Origin of the sequence: Bradyrhizobium sp. AUGA SZCCT0431 (assembly GCF_018131065.1) — a bacterium.
Taxonomy (GTDB): domain Bacteria; phylum Pseudomonadota; class Alphaproteobacteria; order Rhizobiales; family Xanthobacteraceae; genus Bradyrhizobium.
The window spans coordinates 36,408-59,125 of sequence record NZ_JAFCLR010000036.1 but is presented as its reverse complement, the minus strand read 5'-3'; the positions used below and the strand labels follow the sequence as shown (position 1 = coordinate 59,125).

The 22,718-nt window shown below is 59.1% G+C and carries 14 protein-coding genes; 5 read left to right on the top strand and 9 right to left on the bottom strand.

What is annotated here, in order from left to right:
• Nucleotides 1-18: 18 nt before the first annotated feature.
• The 3 genes from JQ567_RS28570 (at nucleotide 19) to JQ567_RS28560 (ending at nucleotide 2,957) form a co-directional block, all read left to right on the top strand.
• Nucleotides 19-1,473: a lipopolysaccharide biosynthesis protein gene (locus JQ567_RS28570; protein WP_212441911.1), complete on the top strand. Its 1,455-nt coding sequence runs from the start codon at nucleotides 19-21 to the stop codon at nucleotides 1,471-1,473.
• A 12-nt stretch (nucleotides 1,474-1,485) separates the two neighbouring features.
• A complete protein-coding gene (locus JQ567_RS28565) occupies nucleotides 1,486-2,055 on the top strand; it encodes a serine O-acetyltransferase (RefSeq protein ID WP_249165787.1) in 570 nt (189 codons plus the stop codon).
• Between the two features lie 167 nt (nucleotides 2,056-2,222).
• Nucleotides 2,223-2,957: a methyltransferase domain-containing protein gene (locus JQ567_RS28560; protein ID WP_212441910.1), complete on the top strand. Its 735-nt coding sequence runs from the start codon at nucleotides 2,223-2,225 to the stop codon at nucleotides 2,955-2,957.
• Nucleotides 2,958-3,060: 103 nt separating this feature from the next.
• Here the strand turns inward: JQ567_RS28560 and JQ567_RS28555 are convergent, their stop codons facing one another.
• Nucleotides 3,061-7,431 carry an RHS repeat protein gene (locus tag JQ567_RS28555; RefSeq protein WP_212441909.1) on the bottom strand — a complete coding sequence of 1,457 codons (4,371 nt, stop codon included), beginning with the start codon at nucleotides 7,429-7,431 and terminating at the stop codon, nucleotides 3,061-3,063.
• A gap of 455 nt (nucleotides 7,432-7,886) precedes the next feature.
• On the opposite strand from JQ567_RS28555, the gene JQ567_RS28550 reads away from it, so the two are divergent.
• Together JQ567_RS28550 and JQ567_RS28545 are read left to right on the top strand one after the other, a co-directional pair.
• Nucleotides 7,887-9,191, top strand: coding sequence for a glycosyl hydrolase 53 family protein (locus tag JQ567_RS28550; RefSeq protein WP_249165786.1), 1,305 nt, complete (start codon nucleotides 7,887-7,889; stop codon nucleotides 9,189-9,191).
• 204 nt (nucleotides 9,192-9,395) lie between these two features.
• Entirely contained in the window at nucleotides 9,396-10,601 is a 1,206-nt protein-coding gene (locus JQ567_RS28545; RefSeq protein WP_212441908.1) for a glycosyltransferase family 4 protein, read from the top strand.
• 30 nt (nucleotides 10,602-10,631) lie between these two features.
• Here JQ567_RS28545 and JQ567_RS28540 read toward each other — a convergent pair whose 3' ends face one another.
• The 8 genes from JQ567_RS28540 to JQ567_RS28505 form a co-directional block, all read right to left on the bottom strand.
• Nucleotides 10,632-12,062, bottom strand: coding sequence for a hypothetical protein (locus tag JQ567_RS28540; RefSeq protein WP_212441907.1), 1,431 nt, complete (start codon nucleotides 12,060-12,062; stop codon nucleotides 10,632-10,634).
• A gap of 76 nt (nucleotides 12,063-12,138) precedes the next feature.
• Nucleotides 12,139-13,350, bottom strand: coding sequence for a glycosyltransferase family 4 protein (locus JQ567_RS28535; RefSeq protein WP_212441906.1), 1,212 nt, complete (start codon nucleotides 13,348-13,350; stop codon nucleotides 12,139-12,141).
• Nucleotides 13,351-13,407: 57 nt separating this feature from the next.
• Nucleotides 13,408-14,562, bottom strand: coding sequence for a glycosyltransferase family 4 protein (locus JQ567_RS28530; protein WP_249165785.1), 1,155 nt, complete (start codon nucleotides 14,560-14,562; stop codon nucleotides 13,408-13,410).
• Nucleotides 14,563-14,879: 317 nt separating this feature from the next.
• Nucleotides 14,880-16,079, bottom strand: coding sequence for a glycosyltransferase family 4 protein (locus tag JQ567_RS28525; protein WP_212441904.1), 1,200 nt, complete (start codon nucleotides 16,077-16,079; stop codon nucleotides 14,880-14,882).
• A 74-nt stretch (nucleotides 16,080-16,153) separates the two neighbouring features.
• Nucleotides 16,154-17,341 (bottom strand): glycosyltransferase family 4 protein, encoded by a 1,188-nt coding sequence (locus JQ567_RS28520; RefSeq protein WP_212441903.1) that lies wholly within the window; start codon nucleotides 17,339-17,341, stop codon nucleotides 16,154-16,156.
• 351 nt (nucleotides 17,342-17,692) lie between these two features.
• A complete protein-coding gene (locus tag JQ567_RS28515; RefSeq protein ID WP_212441902.1) occupies nucleotides 17,693-18,913 on the bottom strand; it encodes a polysaccharide biosynthesis/export family protein in 1,221 nt (406 codons plus the stop codon).
• 1,355 nt (nucleotides 18,914-20,268) lie between these two features.
• Nucleotides 20,269-21,417: a glycosyltransferase family 4 protein gene (locus JQ567_RS28510; RefSeq protein WP_212441901.1), complete on the bottom strand. Its 1,149-nt coding sequence runs from the start codon at nucleotides 21,415-21,417 to the stop codon at nucleotides 20,269-20,271.
• 144 nt (nucleotides 21,418-21,561) lie between these two features.
• Nucleotides 21,562-22,650: a glycosyltransferase family 1 protein gene (locus JQ567_RS28505; protein WP_212441900.1), complete on the bottom strand. Its 1,089-nt coding sequence runs from the start codon at nucleotides 22,648-22,650 to the stop codon at nucleotides 21,562-21,564.
• Nucleotides 22,651-22,718: the final 68 nt, after the last annotated feature.

Genomic DNA, 22,718 nt, shown 5'->3' with positions numbered 1-22,718 from the left:
CTACGTACGGATGACGTCATGATCCTGAAAAATCTGCTCTCGATGTCCGGCGTGAACATCGTGAAATCGGTCGTCCAGTTTCTGATGACGCTGCTGATGACCTATTTCGTCACCCCGGCCGAGTTCGGTCTGGTCGCCTTCTCGCTGCCGTTTGTCGCCTTCATAGCCCTTCTCACCGATCTTGGTTTGTCGAGCGCCATGATACAGCGAGGCGCGCTCTCGCGTGAGGAGACCGGAGCGGCCGTGACCATGATGCTGGCGATCGGCATCGGCTGTGCTGTGGTGCTGGCGGTTGTAGCGGGACCGCTGGCCGGGGCCGTGAAGATGGATGGCCTGTCGGGCGTGCTGACCGCGCTGTCCGTCTCTGTCGTCCTTTCCATAGCGGCGCTCGGACCGCGTGCGGTGCTCGAGCGCGCGTTGCGCTACCAGACCGTGGCGATGGTGGAGGCGGGCGCGTCAATCACCGCCGCGTCTGTGGGCGTCCTCGGAGCCGTTCTGGGCTGGGGGATCTGGGCGCTGATTTCATATTACGTCCTGATGCAGATCATTCGTGCGATCGCTTTCTACGCGATTACGCGGCATCAGATCAGGCTCAACTTCCGATGGAGTGGTGTCGGTTCGATGCTCTCCTTCGGGAGCTGGATACTGGCCTCGAACATTCTCAATTTCGCCGCGCGCAACATCGGCAATCTGCTGATCGGTGCGAAGCTGGGCGCGGCTGCGGTAGGGCTCTTTGGCCTCGCCTTTCAGTTCATGATCTTTCCGCTGATGATCCTTTCGTGGCCGGGCGGCGGTGTCTTGATGGCGACGCTGAGCCGTATGTCCGGTAAAGGGCGGCACGCCGAGCAGAACGCGGCGATCTGCGCGATGCTGAGTGTGACGGCGATGATTACCTTCCCCGCGATGATCTATCTGACGTTTGGGCTCTACTACCCGGTGACGACTTTCCTTTCGCCGCATTGGCAGGACGTATTGCCGCTGGTCAGCGCACTTGCGCCTGCGGGGGCCGCGCAATCCATTGCTGCCTATGCCGGTCCGATTCTGCTCGCGCGTGGAAAAGCCCGTCTGCAGTTCTGGATCAGCAGCGCCAACAGCATCGCCATGATCCTTTCTTTCGTGGTGGCGCTGCCATTCGGTCTCAAGGCCGTTGCTGTCGTGTATCTTGTCACGGCGATTATCGTGTGCACCTTTATGCTGGTGGTTGGCAGCCGAAATACCGGGCTGCCTTTCATGTCGATCGTCAAATCGCTGCTTCCAGCGACCATCGCGACCCTTGCCGGGACGGTCGTGGCTCTCGCGGCGACCTCGGCCGATGTGACAAGCATGAAGCATTGGCTGCTTGCAACCAGTCTATATCTGGTGGTCGTGTTGTCCTGTTACGTCGCATTCAGGCATCAGATTCGCGGTAGCGTGCGATCGTTGCTCGGCCGATCAATTGAAGCGCAACCGTTAGACGTTCCCTCGGCGACGTGAGAGATCCTTGATATGAACGCGCATGTCGAACCAGATAAGATGGTGAGGCGCGAGCCTTCCGAGGCCGCGTGGCGGGCGGATTTGCTGGCGAACACCGGGAACTCCGGCGTCGTTGCTGCCGCGGTTGCCTTGATCACCGATCCCGGCTTTACGGTGATTGCCTGGTGGCGTGCTGCCAAGTGGCTGCGCTTCAACACACGTTGGGGGCACGGCATTACCTGGCTGATCGTGCGCTCACTGGCGCGGCGCGGCTGCTTTATCTCGGTGCTTGCGGAAATCGGCCCGGGACTCAAACTTCCACACCCGACCGGGCTTGTGATCGGGGAGGGCTCGCATGTCGGGAGTGGGGTTACGCTCTATCACAACGTGACACTGGGTCGACATGCCTGGAACCAACCGGGCTGCCCGCGTATTGGAGACGGTGTCGTCATCTATGCCGGTGCTGTCATCATTGGAGCCATCAAGATTGGTGAAGGTGCAACGGTAGCCGCAAACTCGGTCGTCAATCGGGATGTTTTGCCGAAAGCGGTGGTCGCGGGGATTCCGGCCAAGTCGATGCGTTCCGCATCGTCTTCTTCCTAGAGGTAATGCTACGGCTAGCAAGGATGCGCCGTCGCTCGGGCCAAGAGATCGTTTTCGGTTTCGTCGCAGATCGTCAGGCCCGCGCTGGCGTGACGGCCTTGTTAAAATCGCAGTTGTGGCGTTGATCGACGATCGTTCACTGGGGGTTAGTCGACGAGGAGATCAGCATGTCGTCAATCATGACCGACTTTACGGGCATATTTCCATACCTTGCAGGCACGAAGTTCAACGAGAATATGGCCGTGACTTACGGCGGCAAGACGGGTGTCAGGTACCGAAGTGACGTGTTGATCGACATGTGCCGCGGCAAGCGGGTTCTTCATGTCGGATGCTGCGACCACGTTCCTCTCATCAAGAAGAAGATCGATCACCGGGATTGGCTCCATGGTCTGATCACGGAGTGCTCCGAGTATACGGTCGGTGTCGATATCGATGCGGACGCGGTGCGGGAGGCGAGCCGAATTTCCGGACTGGACAACATGGTGTCCGGCGATGTGACGTCCGGCCAGAAGATTGACCAGATCTCCGGCCGGAAGTTCGATATTGCCCTGTTCGGTGAAGTCGTCGAACACATCCCGAATCCGGTGTCCTTTCTCGGCCGATTTAGAGAGAACTATGGTGACGCCGTCGAGAAAATCGTGATTACCGTGCCGAATGCTTTCAGGGGCGGTAACATCAAGGGAATCCTGAATAATACCGAAACGATCAATTCCGACCATCGCTTCTTCTTTACGCCTTACACGATCGCAAAAATTGCCCTGGATGCCGGATTTTCTCCGGAGGAAATCCAGATGGCGACGTTCAAGCGGGCCGGCATGATGAAGACGATGTTGCTGCGGCGTTTGCCTCTACTCGCCGAGGACATCATCTTCACCGGCTCGGTGGCGCCCGGCCGGGCGTGACCCGGCCCGGCTTCTAGCGATGCAGACTTGTCCCGTCGACCGGGATCCGCCGCGATCCCTGCCTTGAGAAAGCCGATGCGCTCACGTGAGAGCGCATCGCCCCTCAGACGAACAGGAAGTTGCTGTGATCGAGGTTGGTCGCGTAAACATTCTTCAGCGTGATCGAATCCGTGGCTGACAGGTGGATCAGCGCGTCGGCTCCTGATTGCGTAATCTGAAGGTGGCTGTAGTCGGCCACCAGCGATGCTGCGATCTTGATCGTGTCATGGTTGGCGGCGGCGCCGGCCTGGAAGCTGTTGATCTGGTCATTGCCATGGTCGAAGACGATTGTCGTCGATCCCGGGGCGGCTGAAAACAGGTCGTTTCCGTTTCCGCCCTGTATCGACTGACCGGTGCTGACTGCCGTGACGGTGTGGGTGCCGTTGCTGTTGAGAAGGTCGATCTGCAGGAGAGTGCCGCCCGCGGTGTAGCTTTCGTGCTGGGTCGCGCCCGGGTTGCCGCTGACGGCGTATTTGTAGACGTCCTTGGTACCGTCGGCGTTGTTGACGATCTCCTGGGTTTTGGATCCGGTGCTGTCGTACAGATCGGTTACCTTGCTGCCGTCGGAGTTGATGACCTGCTTGTAATCCAGCGAACCGTCGGCGTGCAGGCGGGTGTCAGAGGTGATCTTGCCCGCGGCGTCGATATGCTGGATCTGGGTCGTGTAGGTCTGGCCGGTGATGTTGTAGTAATAGTTGTCATCGCTGCCGTCGGCGTTGCTGACATACATCTTCATCTTGACGCCGGACGAGTACAGCGTGTTCGAGGACGAGCCATCCGTGTTCTGAACGTAGTCGCTGGCCAGGTTTCCGGCCGAGTCGAACAGCTTGCTTTCCTTGAATCCGTCCGCGTTGGCGACGTAGATCGAGGCGATGACGCCGCCGGAATAATTTGTCGTGGTGACGTCACCCCCGGCCGTCTTGACGACGTCCTGAACCAGCGCACCTGATGAGGCATTATAGCTGTCCGTCACGGTGGACCCATCCGTATGATGTGTGATCTCGGTGAGCTTGTGCCCGGTGCTGTCGTAGAGGTCCGTCACCTTGGTGCCATCGCCGCTGATGACCTGGCGATATTCGAGCGTGCCGTCAGCGTGCCAGCGGGTGTCCGCCGTCATTTTGCCGGCGGCATCGTAGTGCTGGGCCCGGGTCGTATAGGCCTGGCCGGTGACGTTGTAGTAGGTATTGTCGTTGCTGCCGTCGGCGTTGGTGACATACATCTTGGTCTTGATGCCCGCGGAGAACAGCGTGTTCGAAGACGAGCCATCGTTGTTCTGGACCAGGTCGCTGGCGAGTCGGCCGGCGCTATCGTAGATCTTCGCTTCCGTCGAGCCGTTGGCATTGACGATATAGACCGAGGACAGCACCGACCCGTTGTAGTTTGAGGTCGTTACGTTGCCGGCCGCGGTCTTCACGACTTCCTGGATCAGGTTGCCCGACGTATCGTACTTCTCGGTCGTGGTGGCGGTCGAATTCCAGCGGATCACGGTGGTCTTGTGACCGGTCGCATCATACAGCGCTGTCACCTTGCTGCTGGCGTCGCTGCTGACGTCCTGGTGGTAGTCGAGCGAGCCATCGGCATGCCAACGGGTTTCCGCGGTCATGACGCCCTTCGAATCGTAGTGCTGGGTCCGGGTAGTATAGCTCTGGCCGGTGATATTGTAGTAGGTGTTGTCGTCGCTGCCGTCGGCGTTGCTGACATACATCTTGGTCTTGACGCCGGCCGAAAACAGCGTGTTCGAGGAGGAGCCATCGTTGTTCTGCACCAGATCGCTGGCGAGGCGACCCGCGCTGTCGTAAAGCTTCGCTTCCTTCGAGCCGTTGGCATTGGCGATATAGACCGACGACAGCACCGACCCGTTATAGTTGGAGGTCGTGACGTTGCCGGTCGCGGTCTGCACCACCTCCTGGACCAGATTACCGGATGAATCGTATTTGCTGGTCGTGGTGGCGGTCGAATTCCAGCTCGTCACGGTGGCCTTGTGGCCGGCCGCGTCATACAGCGTCGTCACCTTGCTGCTGCCGTCGCTGCTGATCACCTTGGTGTAGGCAAGCGTTCCGTCGGCGTGCCAGCGGGTATCCGCGGTCAATACGCCCTTTGAATCGTAGTGCTGTTTCTGGGTCGTATAGGACTGGCCGGTGATGTTGTAATAGGTGTTGTCCTGGCTGCCGTCGGCGTTGGTGACGTACATCTTGGTCTTGACGTTGGCCGAATACAGCGTGTTCGAGGACGAGCCATCGGTTTTCTGGATCAGATCGCTGGTGAGGCGACCGGCGCTGTCGTAGATCTTCGCTTCCTTCGTGCCGTTGGAACTGGCGATATAGACCGAAGACAGCACAGAGCCGTTGTAGTTGGAGGTCGTCACATCGCCGGTGACCGTGCGTACGACCTCCTGCACCAGATTGCCGGACAAGTCGTACTTGCCGGTCGTGGTCGCGGCGGAAGTCCAGGCAATGACCGTGGTCTTGTGGCCGGTGGCGTCATACAGCGTCGTCAGTTTGCTGCTGCCGTCGCCCGTGATGACCTGGGTGTAGGCAAGCGAGCCGTCGGCGTGCCAGCGGCTATCCGAGGTCAATTGTCCGGTCGGGCTGTAGTGCTGGGTCTGGGTGGTATAGGTCTGGCCGGTGATGTTGTAGTAGGTGTTGTCATGGCTGTGGTCGGCGTTGGTGACGTACATCTTGGTCTTGACGCCGGCCGAATACAGCGTGTTCGAGGATGAACCATCCGTGTTCTGCACCAGGTCGGCGGTGAGCTTGCCGTTGACCGGATCGAACGTCTTCGTTTCCCTGGAACCGGTCGCCGCTTCGACGGTCACCTGCTGCGTGGCCACGCCCGCGGTATAGAGGGTGCTGTCGGTTGATCCGTCCGCAAATACCGTCGATTTGCTGGTAATGAACCCGCCGGTGAAGTTGGACGTGGTGGTGGACTGCAGGTTTGCGGAGGAATCGAAGACCTTGGTTACGCTCCAGGCGCTGGTGGATGTCGTAACCGAAAACGAATAGCCGCCCTGGATGGCTGATAGCGCATTGCCGTAATGCGAGATCATATAGTTCATCGTCGATTCGGAGGCGACCGGAAGCACGTGGGTATCGGTCAAGGTAATCGTCTGGAGCGATTCGTTGGTGTTCAATGACGACAATTGCAGCGCAATTTCCGCGGCCGTCCCGCTGACATCGGTCGGCAGCGGCTCGGGCGCAGGGGACAGCGGCGCGTCGATCTCGATGATCAGAGGATGGTCGCTGAGCGGGACAGTTATCTGGCTGACGTCGGTATAGGTCGCGATCGGGGTTGTGCCGCTCAACGGATCGTAGACGCTGACCGAATGGTGCACGCCTCCGAGATTGACGGTGACAGGTTGAGAAGGGTTGGAGATTTCGGTGTCGGTGGCGTCGTTCCAGATCTTCGGCTCGGCCCAGATCACGAGTTCGTAGGCGCCGTTGCTCTTGCCGAGGACCATGCTGTTGCCCGTATCGGGCATGTTGCTGAGTGAGTAGCCCAGCTGCGCCGTCGGTTGATTGCCACCGGTGCCGTCGTCGCTCAGGATGGTCGTGAGATTGTGGACCGCGGTGGCGGCCAGCTTCGGCGTTCCATCGCTGTTGAACAAGCCGAAGTGCATCTCCGGATCGTTGCTGGCGCCGCTCGCACCGGCATCAAGCAGCTGGTAGAGATATGTCGTACCAACTCCGCCCTTGAAAGCATCGACCAGGGTGTTGAGGATCGACTTGGCCTGCACGTTTTCGCTGGCGCCGATGTAGGGTGTATCGCTCTGGGTCGTATAGCCGGTCTCGGTGATGACGGCCGGGTTGCCTGATGATACGGATTTGGCGTTGGCCAGCATCAACTCCAGAGTAGCCTGAGGCGTCGTGCTCGTGCTGACATAGGCGTGCGAATTCGCATAGTCGGAAGCGCCCGACAGGTCGCCCAGCTTGGCGTAGTCGGCGACGTCATTGTAACCCAGCGAGAGATTGTAGACGGCGATGTTGGCCAGGGCGGTATTGCCGTTCACGGCGGCAAAATAGGCTGCCTGGAACTGGGCCGCGGCTTCGATCGAGGAACTGCCGTTGTAGCTGAACGCCTGAAGGTTGGCCTCGTTCAGGCCCTCCAACGCAATGATGCTTCCCGGATGATCGGCGCCGAACTGTTCCACCGAGGCCAGGTACTGCTGCAGCGCGGCGCTGCCGCCGGCGGGTACGCCGGAAGGAACAACGAGATCGAATTTGTAACCGTCCGCAGCCAGGCCATTCAGAAGGGGTTGCGCCGCCGGAATGTTGGTAAGCCCGTCGCGCAGTTTTGTGACACCGAGATATTCGAGGCTGTCCTGCAGCAAAGCGAGATTGTCGTACGAGCCCCAGGAATACCCCACATGCGTGTTGACGCCGATGGAACCAACGAAGGAACTTGCGGAGAGGACGGTCTGGTCAGCGGATGTGGTCATCTATTGCCCGGCTGTTGGAAGGGAGAGTTATGCGAGATTTAGCTGCCAGTTTTCTTTTTTGAGTATTTGATTTGGATAAAAGTCGAAGCAAAAAGGGGATTTTTCATTGCTAAGGATTTCCCGGCGGTTTGTTTGCGCGACGTCTGGAATGGGAACCAGAATCGGCAAGCTTCGATGGTGGCAGCTTGGTCTGTTCTCATAATGACGGACTGAAGGCGGCGGCTGCCTTGCGTTGCCTACTTGGAATGCTCGGCTGCTTGCCAAGCAGGCAATCATGCACTTCGGGAACGGTACAGATCGAAATAATACGGGTTTATCTGGAACGGTTAATCGGAGGTTGGTGTAACGCCTTGCATCCGGCAGATATTGAAAGCTGGCCCCGATGCCCTGATGGCGCTGAATGGGCATAGTTTGGGCGCGTTACGACCAAACGATGAGATTAAATCAGCTATTAAATGCCAAATGCCGGCCGCATTTGTATTCGGTTCCCGGGCTGGACCCGACTTTTGCGGCGCGCTAAAGCAAAAAGCCTTACCGCGGCAAATTGCAGCAACGGCATGCGTGGATCGGATTTCGCATGGTCCTTGCTTTTGTTTCGAAAAGCCAAGGCGTCACAGAAGGTGATTATGATGAGCGTTGTAAGGACGACTGGGATTGAGCGGACGGCCGCGGCGACCCTCGTGTGGAAATTGGGCCTTCCGCTCATTGTCCTGGTTGCGGCCGCGATCAATTCGTTTCCCGCTGACGCCCTGGAGTGGGGCACCAACGGGCCATCCGCCATCAGAGCGAATTTAGGGCCCGCCTTTAAGGTCATGAAAGAGCGGGGCCTGACGCAATTCAGGATAGGTGTGAATCTCACCAAGGACACCGAACCGACCGAAGCCCCGATGTTGAGGCGTGCGATCGCACAGGGCAAGGCCCACGGGATAACGCTGCACCCCGTGTTCGGCTTCGCCTTCCGGTGGGGAGATCGCACGGATGCGGGCAACTACCCGAAGGGCGACCGTGACGCGCTGTATCGCCAGGGCTTCAACCGGACCTACGATTTCGTCAACCAGTTCAAGCACGATATCAAGGACTGGGAACTGGAGAACGAGTTGAACCTCGTCGCGCACGGTCCGGATGGCAAGAGATTGTTTGGAAGCGGCGGCACGGCGGAAGAGTTTGAAAAGCCGATCATGGAAGATTGGGCGGCCGTCTTGCGCGGGGCTTCAGATGCGATCGACAAGATCAACAAGGAAAACGGACTTCATTTGCGCAAGGTCCTGAATACGACATCGACGATGTTCGGCTTCCTGGACTTCATGGCCGCGCGCGGGGTCGGGTTTGATGTGATTTCCTACCACTATTACGAAGTGCTGGGAGAGAATCCCAACAGAGCCTGGAATGGCCGCAATCCGCGCTTCAACCTGTTCAAGAAACTGGCCACCTATCAGAGGCCTGTCATATTCAATGAGATCAATTGCGGCGAGATCTACAAACCGGATTATGGCAACAAGCCCGGCGACCATATGACGGAGCGTTGCCTGAAGAGCCTGAACGACACGCTCACCGCGCTGAGAGACCAAAAGGATGTCGTCGTCGAGAGCATCAGCATCTATGAACTGCTCGATGAACCTGCCAAAGCTGCGCCTGAAAACCGGTTCGGCCTGATGTACGATCTCAAGACGCCGAAGATCGCGATGTACCTTGTTTCCCGGTTTGCAGGCGTTCCTCTCGCTCCTGAAGAGGCGGCCGAATTGGAAAAGCGAGGGCTTTGAGCGGTAGCCGGCCGACGTCTGCCGCAGACCCCTGGGGTCCCAATCGGCGATGCGTTCGGCCCGCATCTTGCACCTTGCTAATCAGAGAAAAATCTGAAAATCGGAGAAAACCGGGCGTGCGACGGAGATCCGTCATCGATCGGGACGGATTTCCAAGCTAAACCCTGCCTTATGTTTCACGAGATCGAGTAGAGAGATAAATCCATGACCGAGGTCGCTTCCGGCAGCGCCAATGTCCTGTTTCTGGTTGAAGTGGTGAATTGCAACGACGGCATTGCTTCGTATTGCGAGACGCTTGCGACCGGGCTGCAAGGTCGTGGCGTGCAGATCTATCTGGTTTCCGGCGAAGTGCGATCGGACGAGAAGTCCGAATACAAGCGCAAGAAACTGACTGCGGCCGTCAGGGAGTGGCATGAGATTCCAGGGCTGGGAAAACTGCCGTCGCCAGCGATATTCTTTCGGCTGCTGAAGCTGATCCGGGAACGCAAGATTACGGTCATCAACGTCCACGGCCTCGGCATGCTGTTGTGGGGCAGGTTGTTGTCTCTCCTGACGGGAGCCCGGTGCGTTGCGACCTATCACCCGTCCGTTCTGGGCAATATCGAAAATGCCCAGAACGCGCCGAAGTCAAAGTTCAGCCTGAAGCAGATACTGTTCTTCAACGCCTTCTTTCCCCACAAGCTGATCTTGATGTCCGAAGAGTCGCGCGAGCACCTGAGCCGATATCTTTTGCTTCGGAAGGATGGAATTGCAAAAGTCTATGGCGGCGTTGACACCGATCATTTTTGTCCGCCTTCGGCAGCTGACCGGCAGCAAGCGCGGAAAAGATTCGGTCTGGCAGAAGGCGACTTCATGTGTCTGCTCGCGGCCCGTCTCGCATGGGTCAAGGGACACGACCTGCTCATCAAGGCGGCGCGAAAGCTGCGCGACCGCGGCGATCCCCCTTCGCTCGATTTGAAGTGCTTCTTTGTGGGGAGCGGCGGCGCCGACCGCGAAAAGGAGATCAAATCGTTCGCCTATGCGGGCGATGAAAAGGATAACCAGACGTTCAAGTTTCTGGGTTTCATGGGCGACGTTCGCGAGGCGCTATGGGCCGCCGACGTGTTTGTGCTTCCCAGCCGGTTTGAAGGGTTTCCATTGGGCGTTGCCGAAGCGATGGCGACAGGGCTGGTCCCGGTCCGGACGCCGGCCGGCGGCGCCTCGGATCAGATCATCAACGGACAGACGGGTTTTGTCGTTCCGTTCGAAGACGTGGATGCCCTGGCCCAGGCGATCGAAAACCTGGCTGATCCCGCCCGGCGGCAGGCGATGGCACGAAATTGTATCGCACGAGCCCAGCAGTATTTCGGTGTCGGTCCGATGGTCGATCAAACACTGCAGATCTACGGATTGGCTCCGGCGCAGTCGTAACCATTCGGGAGAGGCCGGGAAGATCGCGCTCTAACGTGGTGGATCAATCTCTGTCCGGGCGCCCTGGTCCGCCCGTCTGGCCGACAGAAACTCGCCCTGCCAGGCGACAAGCGCGACGGCCATGGTTGCGATGACAATTTTGCCGGCCAGCCAGAGCATGGGTTCGGAGGGAGCTGCCGCGAAAGCTCCAATCAGGATGGCTGCAACAAGCGATGCGCCTAGCAGGAGCCATCTCGGGACCACTCCGAAACGAATGATCGGACCACTGCCGCACAATATGACGATTGCCGTTGCAACAGCGGCGCTCGCGACCTGAGCGGCCGTGGACAGGCCCAGCAGGGCTGCAATCGATGAAACAACCGACACCAGCGCCAGTTGGCAGGCAGCGACCACCACGAGCCTGGTTGCGGACTTTCTTAAGTGCGGGATCACCGCAAGCGTGGCCTGGAGATGGGTATGAAGAAAGTAAAACACGGAGGCTGCCGGCGCCACCGCCAGGAAACTCGTCAGGAGATCGGCCGGTACGAAAAGACGGCTCGCATCCGGCAGAAAGCCGATCAGGCCGCCTAACATGACTGTTGTCGCGCAGAGAATGAAGTCGAGCAACCGGGATGTCGCCCGCCGCGCCTGCTCGTCGGTGCCACGCTCGAACTGGATGACCACGTCAGGATAACTCACCGTGTGTATCGCGGCCACGAGAACCGAGAATGGCCGCTGCAGCAAATCGATCGCCATCAGAAAGGCGGCGGTTGCTGTGGGGGCTGCTGCTCCCAAACTGCTGACAACGATGAAGCGGATCATCACCGGAACGGAGAGATGGATCACCGATGCTCCGGCGGCCAGCATTCCGTAGCGGCAGAAATCCATCCAGTCCGTCAACATGATACGATAGGGTACCCATCGCAGCGGCGTGCGATGCGCGAACAGGCCGGCGACCAGGGATGTCGCATGGCCGGCGACGATGCCAAGGAGAGTGGCTTCGGCCGTACCATAGATGCTCGCGCCGGCAACGGCACCGACAAGCAGGAGGCTGGCTCGCAGGATCAGGAGGGAGGCCGCGGTACCAAGCCGATCCGATACGCGGATCGCCATGAAATACATGTCGGTGAGTCCCTGCAGAACCGCGATTGCCAGCCCAAGCGCGACGACGCGGGGTGCGAGAGTGCCGATCAGTGAGGCGGCACTACCGACTGAAACCAGCACCACGGTGCTCAACAATCCCGCGGCGAACAACGAGGATCGCAATCTCGCGGCGTCTTCGCTCTCCGCCGCCGCGAGAAAACGAACGCCGGCAAGTTGCAGCCATTCGAACATGAACACGCACAGCAGCTGGCTTGACGCCAAAGCGAGCGAGAACGAAGTATAGCTGGCGGGCGGCAGGAGATGGCTGATGGCGAAAATGAGCGCGATGGCGGCCGCACTCTGGAAGACATAGCCGCCGAACGCGAGGAGGCGAATCATTTCAGACCGGTGCGCGTTGGCGGCCGGCCCGGGTATCGGGCCGGGGCGTAGCTCCCAGCTTCTATGGCCGGGACCATCATGATCCGGCCATTCCCCGGGATTGCCTGACGTGCTCGAACGCATCGCGATATTTGGCAACGACGTCGACGAAGGTCCATTTGTTGAGTCCGGCTCTTAACCGTTGGCTGATATCGGAAATCTGGCGGGGGGATTCAATGATCTGCAACAGGCTCTTGGTCAGAGACCCGGGGTCAGGCGCCGTCAGCCACCCCGTAACATCCTGTTCGATCACTTCCTGTATTCCGCCGAAGCGGGTCCCGAGCAGCGGTTTTCCGGCCGCCTGCGCGTCGGCCACCACCAGCGGGCTTGGGTCTTCCCAAATTGACGGAACCACCACGACATCGACCTGTTCATAGAATTCCCTGGGTGCGACAAAACCCAGGAAATCAATTCGGGCGTTGGGCGCCAGCGATTTGATATGCGCGCGCTGGCTTTCCGTTGCATGGCCGGCGACGACAAGCCGCATCAGGTGAGATGGAATTGCCGCAACCGCCTGGACGAGGTTGTAGATGCCCTTCTCCTGCGTCAATCTTCCGATAAATCCAAAGGTAACCACTCCGTCGGGACTTTCCGTGGCCTTGTCACCGACGTCGGCAGTCGAAGCATTGCGAATGACGGTGCGCAGTGGCGTATCGGCAAACAGGCCGAACTGGGTATGGATATCAAGGATACGTTGGCTCACGCCCACGACTGCGTCGAGATGCCTTGCCGTGGTGCGTCGGTTGACCGTCAAAATCTTGCAACTGACGCAGGTGTGAGCGCACGCGCTTCCGTTCGAAAAGCGAGAGCACCGCGGGCAGGTCAGGTAATAGTCGTGAAGGGTATGAAGAACCGGAACGCGCAGGTCCGAAGCAGTTTTCCATACCCCCGTCGTCAATCCCGAGAGATTGTTGGAGTGCAGGATATCGGGCTTGAAGGCCCGTATCCGTGCGGCAACCAGTTGCGAGTTCTGCTGCCGGTCTTCCACCGCATGCCAGATTGCCCGGATCGGCGCGCTATGAGGTTTGCTGAACGGGAAATACACATTCTTTACCGGCGCCGAGTAAACCTCGATGCCGTTGCACGTTTCCATCGTTTGGTTGGGAGCGGACGCGGCGCGGATCACTTCCACGCTGTCACCCTTGTCCACCAGGCTTTCGGCAAGCCGGCGCACGAATATTTCCGCGCCGCCCACGACCTTTGGAGCCTGCGGCGTTGGATAGATGGATGACGTAATAAGAACTCTCATTGAAGGAGTCTCGTCCCCAAGAACAATAAAAAAATGGATGCTTGAAACTATTCCCTGTCAGGGAGCTTTCGAATTGCCGGCCGAATAAACCTCCATGTATTGCCGCGTGACCGACTCCGGCGAAAATTTATCTGCAAAGTCCGATTGTAGCGGCTGCGTCATTTTCCATCTCGTTGTGTCGTTGACCGCCTTCAGCATGAGTTCGGCCAACTGACGAAAATTGTTCGGCTCGTAGGAGCCCACCATATTTGAAAATCCCGAAATCTCCGGAATCCCTCCTGCCGTCGAGCAAATGGTTGCGCGGCCGGCATTAATGCTTTCGATCAGCGTCCGCGGCAGCGGTTCCGGCCAGACCGAGCTGACGAGGCAGACGTCGATGCTGGCATAGAAATTCGTCGCTTTCGTAAAGCCAAGCCATTCGATGCGGTCGTTCTTCTGGCCGGCCTTCAGGCCGCCTACGTACTGCTCGAGCCCCTTTCCGGCAATCTTCAGCCTCCAACCTGCGTCAGGCAGCAGTTCGGCCGCCTTCAGTACGACCTCGATACCCTTTTCGGCTTCGATCCGCCCAATGAAGCCGAACACCAGATCGCCGGTAGCGGGCGGCGAAACCGGGGCCGCCTCGCTGACGTCGGCAATATTGAAGATGACCTTGCCCGGGATGTTGGCGAAATAGCCAAGTTTCTGGTGCTGATCCAGCACAAATTGGCTGTTCGAAACGACGGCATCGACCATACGCGAAGCAATCAGGGAAGGGGCGGTCATGGTCGCGCAGGCCGGGCACCGGCGGGCACATGTCTGTCCGTTGCGGAACAGGGTCGACCTTTTGCAGATCAGGGAATAGTCGCGCAGCGTGTGGACGACCCGCAGCTTGCGGCGCTTGGCTTCCGACCACAACGATACCGAAAATCCCGTGAGATTGTTGGTGTGCAAAACGTCGGGCGCCTCAGCATCGAGAACCGCGCCGAAGCGTTTGGCCGCCTCGCGATTCCAGGTGTCACGCAAATGCCATTTAAGTCGTCGCAGCCGCGACGGCTTTCGATCCTGGTCGAATGGCCAATAGTCGTTGTCGATCTGCAACCTGTATACGCGAACACCCCTGATCTCGCTGATCGAGGTTTCCGCCGCCTTGTGAAGGCAAATCACGGAAACCTGGTGACCCCTGAGGGCCAGTGCTTCCGCCAGCAGAGAAACGGAAACTTCAGCGCCTCCCATGATTTCCGGAGGGTAAAGGCTGTTTACGAGAAGTATCTTCAACTATCGCCTCATCGGTGTCGATCGATTGCCGCCGGTGCCTTGTTGCGAAGCAGGTCCTGAACGATCGACTCGTTCGACCTTACCTTCCACCAAGCGGTGCTGCCAGCCGAAACGCGTGGCACTGCACGCAACAAGGTGTGCAGTATTAAATGTCTCCTTGCCGAAGGACGTCAGGAAATTAAATCCCTGTTAACGGGCGCCGACGGGAGGGTTGGCTGCTCAGCTGGCGGCAGGATACTGGAGAAATCGAAGCCGCATCGTTCCCCGCCACACGGCTATTCCTCGCGGCGGCGCAACTGCTCGAAGATCGCGCGGTATTCGGCGACGACTTCCGAGAATGTACGTTGACTGTTCCTGTCGGCAAACTTCCGGGTCATTGTTGTCACTTCGTCAGGGTTCGACAACATCTTCCTGATGCTTTCGGCCAGCGAGTCGGGATCGGGCGCCGTAAGCCATCCGACCGCGCCCCTTGCGACGGCCTCCGGTATGCCTCCGAAGCGGGTGCCGAGGAAGGGCTTGCCGGCGGCCTGGGCATCAGCGACCACGATGGGGCCGGGCTCCTCCCAGATCGGCGGAATCACCACGACGTCGATTTGACGATAGAACGTTTCGGGGGCGACAAATCCCAGGAATTCGATCTGGGCTTCAGGTGCCAAGGCACGCAACCGCTCCTTCATCTCGGCGCTGGCAGAGCCTGCGATCACCAGCTTGACGGAGTTTGGCGGCAACGTGCCGACAGCCTTGACCAGATTGTAAATGCCTTTCTCCTCCGTGAGGCGCCCGATGAAACCCAGCGTCAGGAGGTCGGCCGGGCGTCTGGGCTCGGGCGCGACCGGGGGGAGTGCCGAAGCGTGTCTGATGACCTTGCGAAGCGGGGTGTCTGCGAAGAGACCCAACTCCGTGTGAATATCCAGAATGCGCTGGCTCACGCCAACGATCGCGCTGAGCTGCCTGGTCGCGGTGCGGCGGCTTACGGTTAGTATCTTGCAGCTGAAGCAGGTGTGCGTGCAGGTGCTGCCGTGGGAGAAGCGCGAACATCGCGGGCACGTCAGGTAATAATCGTGCAAGGTGTGGACGATGGGGACGCCGTGGTCGGATGCAGCTTTCCAGACCGCCGTCGTCAGGCCCGACAGATTATTGGAATGCAGCACGTCAGGCCTGAACGCCTTGATCCGGTCGGCGACCAATTTTGTCGATCGTCGCCAATCCTCCACCGCGTGCCAGAGTCCCCGCATTGGTGCGCTGTGTTGTTCGGTGAACGGCAGATAGATGTTACTGACCGGCTCGGAATAGATATCGACATCGTCGCATGATTCAGTTTTCTGGTTGGGGGCTGACGCGGCGCGGATCACTTCCACACTGTCCCCGCTGGCGACGAAGCCCTCGACCAGTTTGCGTACGAATATTTCCGCGCCGCCGATGACCTTTGGGGCCAGCGGCGTCGGATAGAGGGATGTTGTAACAAGGACCCTCATCAAAAATGAGCCGTCCCGGTGGAGATCGTATAGCGATTGGTTGCAATTGTTCTCATTGGTACAGAACTGTCCCCCTAGCTGTCGGCCGAATACATCTCCAAATATTCGCGTGTAATGGTCTCAGGCGTGAACTTCTCCGCAAAGTCTGGTCGCGGAGGCAGGCTTTTTTTCCATCGAGCGGCCTCGTCGATCCCCTTCAACATTAGTCCGGCCAGCTCGCGGTGATCGCTTGGTTGGTACATACCGATAAGGTTGGAAAACCCCGATATCTCCGGTATCCCACCCGCAGTGGAACAAATTGTGGCGCGGCCGGCGCTAATTCCCTCGATCAGGGTGCGCGGCAGCGGCTCCGGCCAGACCGAGCTGATCAGGCAGACGTCGATACCGGCGTAAAAATCCTGAGATTTGGCAAAGCCCAGCCATTTCACCCGGTCGCCCGGGTGACGGGCTTTGAATTCCCGGACATCGGACTCGAGCCCTCTGCCGGCAATCTTGAGCTGCCAACCGGTGTCGGGCAGCAGTTCTGTGGCCTTGAGCACGACATCGATGCCTTTTTCGGCTTCAATCCGTCCGATGAATCCAAATGTCAGGTCATCCTCATCGGAGGGGGCCGCCGCAGGGGCAAGCGCGCTGGTGTCGGCAATGTTGAAGATCACGCGATCCGGAATTTCGGAGAAGTATCCGAGACGCTGATGCCGATCGAGCACGTACTGGCTGTTGGAGGTAACGGCATCGACCAGGCGCGAGGCGAGCCGGGACGAAGCCGTCATGGCGGCGCATGACGTGCATCGGCGCTCGCAGGTAACGCCATTCTTGAAAAGCGTCGACCTTTTGCAGAGCAGCGAATAGTCGCGCAACGTATGCACGATCCTGATGTTGCGGCGCCTGGCTTCCGACCAGAGCGCCACTGAAAATCCCGTGAGGTTGTTGGTGTGGACGACATCCGGCTTTTCCATATCCAGGATTTCCGCGAACCGTTTGGCGGCCTTCCGGTTCCAGGTGTCACGCAAGTGCCATTTCAGGCGTTGTAGTCGCGATGGCTTTCGATCCTGGCCGAATGGCCAGTAATCATTGTCGATCTGAAGTCTGTAGACGCGGACACCCTTTACGTCGCTGACCGCGGTATTCTGCGCGTCATGCAGGCTGACGACGGAAACCTGATGGTGGTTGCGGGAAAGGGCTTGCGCGAGCAGCGACACCGAAACTTCAGCGCCCCCGATGATCTCCGGAGGATAAAGCGTATTGACGATGAGTATTCTCAAGGATCGCCTCAGGTTGGAAGCTTACCGGTGCGAGAGTTCCATTCGCCAAGGGAAATTGAAGGCGAGGGAAGTCGGGCCATCTGCATCGACCGGCAGCAGGGTTCCGATGCTGCATGCCGTTCCGGCATTTGGCTTCGGTGTTTGATCCGCAGAGATAGGTAGTCTCGCGATCGGCTGCCATGCCTTTTCAGTTGCAGGGCATGTCGGAACAGCGTGCGGGTCCTGGCGCCCGATGTGTTCCGGCTCTTGATCAAGACAAAGGATCTCGTCCATGGCCGATTGCGAGCAATCGATTGCCTGAACGCGTCTATCCTCGCTCGTTGCGGTTCGAGTTGGGCGATGCTCCCTGGTTCATCTCGTGTTCGCAATGGTGGCGCTGATATTTGCCGCGTTCACGGTTGCCGCGTTCAGCGGATTCATCAGCTTGATGAACTCGGTCGACGGCGACTCCGCTACCGAAATCACGTCGTGATCGCGCATCCGGAATGAGTCCGCGTGGAACCAGCCGTCGGGCTTGCTCATGTCGAACTTGTAGATGGCGGGCGCCAACTGGGTCGGGAACTGAGATACTTCCAGTCCGATCTTCTCCAGCAGCGGCTTTGGTTCGAAGCGATAGACGAAGATCGATTTGGCATCGGCGCGGATGCCGTCCAGACCGCCGGCTTTCGCCAGTGCTTCAGCCAACGTCATGCTGTCGTTTTCGAAGGTGAAACGGCGGTTGTTGGTGCCGCCGATCGAGCCGGGCGACGGTGTCGAGCCGAAGACCATGAACACCCTCGGAATTCGCGTCAGGAAGACGACGTCGCCGGGAGCGAGCAGTACGTCTTCGCCGGGATGTCGGACCACGCTCGACATCGACTCGTTGTAGGTACGACCGCTTCGTTTGATCGTGATGGTGGATTCGTAAGAGGGATATTTGGGACCGCCTGCACGTGCGATGGCGCCCATCAGTCGAATACCGCCGGGATCGACCGGGAAGCGCAGGGGCGTGTTGACCTCGCCAAGCACGCTGACCTGGTTGCCACGCTGCTCCGCAACGCTGACGATGGCCTGCGGGTCGATCGCGCGGTCCTTGAGACGTTCGCGAATGATATTGGACACGGCGCGCGGGGTCAGGCCGGATACCTTGATCGAACCGGCATACGGAATGTTGATATTGCCCGACTGGTCGACCTGCTGGCGCGGAATGTCGACGAAATTTCCCGGCCTCACGCCCGCTTCGCGCGGAATGAACAGACCGCCGGCCTGGGCCTCGTAAACGGTGACGGTAACGATATCGCCGACACCAATGGTCACGTCGCGATAGTTCCCGCCAGGCAACCGGGAAAATACCAATCCCGCCCCGTCGGTAAAGGAATTGGTGGCCTGCAGCACCACCGGATTGATCGGCATCAGTATGTAGGGAAGCGGTGCCGATGGCTGCGTAACGATCGCAGCGTTCGAATGCGTCGCTGATCCATCCGGCGCATCCGTCGGAATAAAGCCCGCGCAACCGCCAAGGCCGAACGCCAGTGCCGCGAAAAGAGCAGAAGAACAAATCAGCCCTTTTGCTTTTGCTCTTCTATCAATCACTGCAGCACCCTCGTGATACGCTTGGTCCAATTTAAAACTCTTCGTCCGGTTTAACCGTAGCAACCATCCGGATCCGAAGTCACTCCCGAGCGACCGCCTTCCGAGGTAAAGCCTCGTCCATGTGACCTTCTTGCAACTTGCACTGAGAGGGTTCTGAGCAAAACCTGGCTAAAGTTTGAGCATGGCGTGTATTGTCGGTAAATGCGCCATTTTCTCGTCACTATCTCGCCTTCATGCCCGGCGGGAAATTAAATGTCGTATTATTCGCTGCTATTTAATATCAGGGCGACGGCGCGCATACGCGGCGGCGGATGAGTGCGGTCGCGGGTGGATCAAGGTCGACAGCAAGGTCGAGCGACTAGCCGAGGGATCAACTGAGCGATCAGCTGAACGATCCCTGGGACGTCGGGCTTGAGGCAGCGGAAAGACCGGGCGCGGAACGCCGTTCGGCGCGCTTGCCGAGCAGCCCGCCCCGGGGGCGGTACCGGCCGCCCAGGACAGCCGGCCCGGCCCGGATCGGCTACGGCGGGCGCACGCGGGATTTGAACGGCTAGGTGGGTTCTTGCTTCGCGGCTATTGACGAGCGAACGCGGTCGCTTAGCCAGTGGCCAAAGAACAAAACCCGGGTCACGATGGAATGGCCACGTCCACCGCGCGATTTAAACTGCAATGGACGCCCGCTCGCGGCATCGGATGGATCCGCAGCGTGAGATTTGGCCGGGTTATCGGCTGAGGCAGGATTTGGCCGGATCGGTCGGAAGTACATTGCTAGGGCGAAAAGGATATTAAACACGAACCAGCCTGCCAAAACGTACAGCAGCGTTTCCAAATGGAAGCCTCCTCAGCGCGTCCGCCACTTATACATGAGTTGGCATGGGGAACTCCCCGCAAATCGATGCCGCAGCGCAGCAATATTTCGCGCGGCGCAGCGATAGCCGGTTGTCCAATATTTGTTAGGGATTTCAGCCGTTAAGCACGAGTCTCTTGGATTGACGTAACTACTTACTAATCCGGGCTCCCTAGCTATACTCGCTTCAAACGAGAAAAGGGAGGCAAGCGAAATGGATGCCCTACCGGTGGCATTGTTGGCGTTCACCGCGGGATTTTTGACCTGCGCGTTGCTCGTCGCTGTCCTGATACGGTGGTCGTTCTCCGACAGGCGCGAGCGCGGGGACGAGTCCGCCGCCAGCAACGATCAGAAGCCGCGCGGAGTCGATTTTCTGTGGCTGGGCAGGTGATTTAACGGGGCCCGGCCGCCAGCCGTTCGACGAGGCGTCCAGGCCTTTTGAAATTAATGCCTTTGAAAACTAATATCTTTGAAAAATTAAGTCGGCGCAGCAAGGCAGCGGCGGCGATCAGAAATTGTTCGGCAAATCCGATTGCAGTTCGGCTTGTTGCCGGGATCGGATGTGATCGCCTCGTCCGAGGTCGACATAGACCTGGCTGAGCACGCGATGCGTCTTCTCGATGTCATAAAGCTGTCTGAAGCGCTCGTAGCCTCGTAGACCGACCGCAGGCAGATCGAGCTTCAGCGCGCGCCGAAACCCTTCAACGAGTTGGGCGGCTGAAGCCGGCTCACAAAGTACACCCGTCGCGCCATCTTCGATGATTTCCGGCAGCGCGCCGATGCGAAAGGCAATGATCGGTTTGGCCGCCCGCATCGCCTCGAGTGCGACGAGGCCGAAGGCCTCCCAGCGCGAGGGGATGACGACGAGATCGGCCTTTTCGAGCTGGGCCTCGATCTGGTGTCGATCCTGCCAGCCCAGCAACGAGACGTTGGAGGGAAGCGCACGCCCCTCATCCTTGTATTTGCCGATCACCGAAGCCCCGACGATCCGGACGTCCACCTGGTCCTCGAGCGCGCGGGCGGCTTCGGTCAGCAGATCGTACCCCTTCTGGCGGTCGAGGCGGCCGATGAACAGAACCTTGGTCTTTTCCGAAGGCCATATCGCCGAGACAGTATCGAGCAGCGGACGGTGCTTCGAAATACCGTTGTGCACGAGAACCAGGCGATCGGCTTCAATTCCGGCCTGAACCCCCTCTTTGTACTCATCCCTCGAAATGCAGATGATCCGGTCCGTGATCTTGGCGAGGATAGCTTCCGTGATTTTGGTGACCTGATGGCTCAGCCGGCCCGTCTCGCGAGAGAAAGCCCAGCCGTGCGGACAGTAGACGACCCGCGGCCGCTTGCGCCTCAGCAACAGGAACGGGCGGAGAACCAATCCGGCAAACGAGGAGTGCAGGTGAACGACATCCGGTTGCTGGCGGTGAACTGCGCGCAGGGTCGCGACCAGCATCCGGAACAGGCCGGAAATACCCCGGTCCGAACGGCCGAATTCCGTGATTTCCGCGTCTTCGATCCCAACCAAATCGGCCCGATGACCGGATGGAATAACGTAGTGCACGTTGCCGGCGCCGAGGCTGGTCCGCTGGTGGGGGTGCAGCTCGTTGAGATAAGTCGCGATGCCGCCTCGGATCGTTTCGGCGACATGCAGAACTCTCATGGTTCTAACCTGACTGCTGGGCACCCTTAATCCTTCATTTTCTTCACCCTGATACGACAAGGCTGATCCCCATACGCAGCAATAATTGGGCCGCGATGTGGTGGGCTCCTGCCTTTGTTCAGGTTTAATACGTTTATTTAAATTTTAAACTGGGGGTTTTTCGAGAAAACGCAACATGGCGGCAGCGGATTTAGCCCACGAATAGGCCGCCAGGCGCGCTTCCTGTTTCTGCCGCTCGGGGCCGGAGATGCCTCCGGCTGCAATTCTTTCGAGCATGCGTCGATGCAGCTCGTCCACGTTGAGCGGGTCGAAATAGGCGGCGGCGTCGCCGCAGGTTTCGCGTACCGCCTCTGCCGTACTCGCTATCACCGGACAGGCGAAGAACATTGCCTCCAGCGGAGGAACACCGAAGCCTTCATAAAGGCTGGGGAAAATAAATGCATTTGCACGCGAAAAGAGCGCCGCGATCTCTTCGTCGCTGAGCCGGCCCGCCATCACAACCCCGGCCTTTGCGGCGGTGGGGCCGTCCGAAAACACCTTGCTGTTGTCGCCGCCGACCACGACGAGCGGAATATCCGCGCGGCCCAGCCGCTCCGACGCCTGGATGGCCAGCGAAACGTTCTTGTTCTTCGTCATCGACCCGACGAAGAGAAAGTACCTGTTGGGAACGAGGCCCAACCGGTCGATCACCCCAATATCCGGCACCGTTGCCGCAAAATGCTCCGCGCTGTTGGAAAACACCGGAATGGCCGGCGGTGCCAGCCGCAGGGCGGCGGCGAGTTCGCGCCGCGAGAACTCGGAAACCGTGGCAATTGTCGCGGTTCGGGCCAGCAGATGGCCCAGCGTCCGGTGCAGCATCAGGTAGCTCCGGCTGAAGAAATCCGGCCGCCGAAACACCTGTGCGTCATGAAGGACGACGAGGTGGTTACGGTGCAGAACCGGCCCGGAGTTGGCGAGGCTGATCAGCCGCCCGCCCGCCGACGCCCGCGCAAGGTCGATCTGATCCCAGGCATGCCCGGTCCGCCGGCCCACCTGTCTGGTCCTGATGACGGCGAGGTCGAGCTCGGCCTTCGCGTTGGGCGGGGTGAGGAGCTGCCATTCCGCCGCGAGCAGGGGCTGCGCGGCTTCCCTGGACGCCAGCAGGCGATCCATGGCCTTAACCATTTCGGCGGCATAGCGCTGAACGCCCGTGAGCGATTGCGACAGGAATCTACCGTTGATGCAAATTTTCAAAGACGATCTTCTTCAGCGTTCACGCACCCAGCGTTGGCTGTTGCCTTGTTAGTGGGCACGAGGGAGTG

Excerpts from the sequence above, each read along its gene's own strand:
- JQ567_RS28555 (WP_212441909.1), bottom strand. The coding sequence starts at position 7,431 with ATGACCACATCCGCTGACCAGACCGTCCTCTCCGCAAGTTCCTTCGTT.
- JQ567_RS28550 (WP_249165786.1), top strand. The coding sequence starts at position 7,887 with ATGCCAAATGCCGGCCGCATTTGTATTCGGTTCCCGGGCTGGACCCGA.
- JQ567_RS28525 (WP_212441904.1), bottom strand. The coding sequence starts at position 16,079 with ATGAGGGTCCTTGTTACAACATCCCTCTATCCGACGCCGCTGGCCCCA.
- JQ567_RS28565 (WP_249165787.1), top strand. The coding sequence starts at position 1,486 with ATGAACGCGCATGTCGAACCAGATAAGATGGTGAGGCGCGAGCCTTCC.
- JQ567_RS28535 (WP_212441906.1), bottom strand. The coding sequence starts at position 13,350 with ATGAGAGTTCTTATTACGTCATCCATCTATCCAACGCCGCAGGCTCCA.
- JQ567_RS28510 (WP_212441901.1), bottom strand. The coding sequence starts at position 21,417 with ATGAGAGTTCTGCATGTCGCCGAAACGATCCGAGGCGGCATCGCGACT.
- JQ567_RS28540 (WP_212441907.1), bottom strand. The coding sequence starts at position 12,062 with ATGATTCGCCTCCTCGCGTTCGGCGGCTATGTCTTCCAGAGTGCGGCC.
- JQ567_RS28530 (WP_249165785.1), bottom strand. The coding sequence starts at position 14,562 with ATGGGAGGCGCTGAAGTTTCCGTTTCTCTGCTGGCGGAAGCACTGGCC.
- JQ567_RS28545 (WP_212441908.1), top strand. The coding sequence starts at position 9,396 with ATGACCGAGGTCGCTTCCGGCAGCGCCAATGTCCTGTTTCTGGTTGAA.
- JQ567_RS28570 (WP_212441911.1), top strand. The coding sequence starts at position 19 with ATGATCCTGAAAAATCTGCTCTCGATGTCCGGCGTGAACATCGTGAAA.
- JQ567_RS28560 (WP_212441910.1), top strand. The coding sequence starts at position 2,223 with ATGTCGTCAATCATGACCGACTTTACGGGCATATTTCCATACCTTGCA.